The 1,277-nt window shown below is 64.8% G+C and carries 3 protein-coding genes; all 3 read right to left on the minus strand.

The window, feature by feature from the left end; genetic code table 11:
* Window positions 1-144, minus strand: a 144-nt coding sequence (locus HX846_RS30760; protein WP_178966836.1) for a DUF4880 domain-containing protein, incomplete at its 3' end; no start/stop codon positions are given.
* 38 nt (window positions 145-182) lie between these two features.
* A complete protein-coding gene (locus tag HX846_RS30765; RefSeq protein ID WP_102605758.1) occupies window positions 183-728 on the minus strand; it encodes an RNA polymerase sigma factor in 546 nt (181 codons plus the stop codon).
* A partial coding sequence (locus tag HX846_RS30770) for a secretin and TonB N-terminal domain-containing protein (RefSeq protein ID WP_178966837.1) occupies window positions 725-1,277 on the minus strand: 553 nt, incomplete at its 5' end. The genes HX846_RS30765 and HX846_RS30770, both read right to left, overlap by 4 nt.

Here is a 1,277-nt window from a genome sequence, read left to right on the forward strand (position 1 = left end):
GCTCTGGGCGCACCACTGGCGCAACGCCTTGGCATCGGCAACGGTGGCCCGGCCCGACGTCAGCAGCACCAGCCAGTCACGCGCTTCATCGTGCAGGGGGCTGTCGAGCGCAGCACGGGCAGCGGAGAGGTTAAAAATGTTCAAGCGCGCAGGTACTCAACGGATTATCAGGGACTCAATCACTAAGACGGTTTTCCGGCCCCGGGACCGAACCGCTGGATCACTTTTCTTTCAAGGCGCTGTGCACAGTGGCCCAGCCCGGCCTTGATTTCCTTTTCGACCATGCGCGTGGAAATCCCGAAACGCCTGGAGATCTCCAGGTGTGGCGCCTCTTCCAGACGTGCAGCGATAAGGATCTGGCGCCGCCGCGCCGGCAGTTCGTAGAGGGCCTTGAGCAAGGACTGGATTTCCCGCTGGCCACCCACCACCCGCGACGGGTCCTGGGCTTCATCGACGGTCTGCAGCAGCTCTTCGACTTCGCTGCCGGTCAACAGTCGCGCATCCGCCTGGCGTCGGTCAGCGGCGATGTTCAGCGCCATTCGATACAGGTAGGCATTGGGTTGCGCCAGGTTCGGCGGTACGTCCATGCGGTCGACCCGCAGGTAGGTCTCGTGCAGCACGTCGTTGGCCAGGTCCTCAGACCCGAGGCGCTTGCGCAGGCGTACCTTGAAGTCCTCGTAGGACGCCAGGAACAGGCTGACCATCATGCTGTGGCCGGTGTCTTTCATGCCCCGGAAACTCCTTCCCCTGCTGTGCATTCCATGCGTGTTCCTGTTGAATCGGGCATCAAAAGTAAGGTCACCGGCAAGCGCAGCGAACTGGGCGCCGGGCGTTCGACCCGGGTGGCGCCCAGGCCACGTACCAGCGCTTCGTCACGCTGCAGGTCACCGGTGGAGCTGACCAGGCGGCTGTGTTCGATCACCCCGTCACCGTTGACCCACACCTGCACCAGCGCCCGGAAACTGCCGGGGCGGGTCAGCGGCGAACGGCACAAACTGCGTTCGATCGCCTGCTGCAAGGCCGCGGCATAGCTGTTGTTGATCCGTGCTGCATGCCCTGCCTTCAGCCCCCGCGTCGTGGCCGGCTGGCTGACCTCGGGGACTTGCAGGGTGAACGCATCGCTGCGGGCATAACGCGCCATCAGGCCACTCCCTGTCAGCAGCAGGCCCAGGGCTTGCTGCGCACTGTAGCGGCCATGCACGCCGATGGAGCGCCGGCCCCGGGTCAACTCGCGGTCCACCAGCACCGCCATGCCGGTGGCATGGCTGAACGCCTGC

This window comes from Pseudomonas sp. K5002 (assembly GCF_013386655.1).
GTDB lineage: Bacteria > Pseudomonadota > Gammaproteobacteria > Pseudomonadales > Pseudomonadaceae > Aquipseudomonas.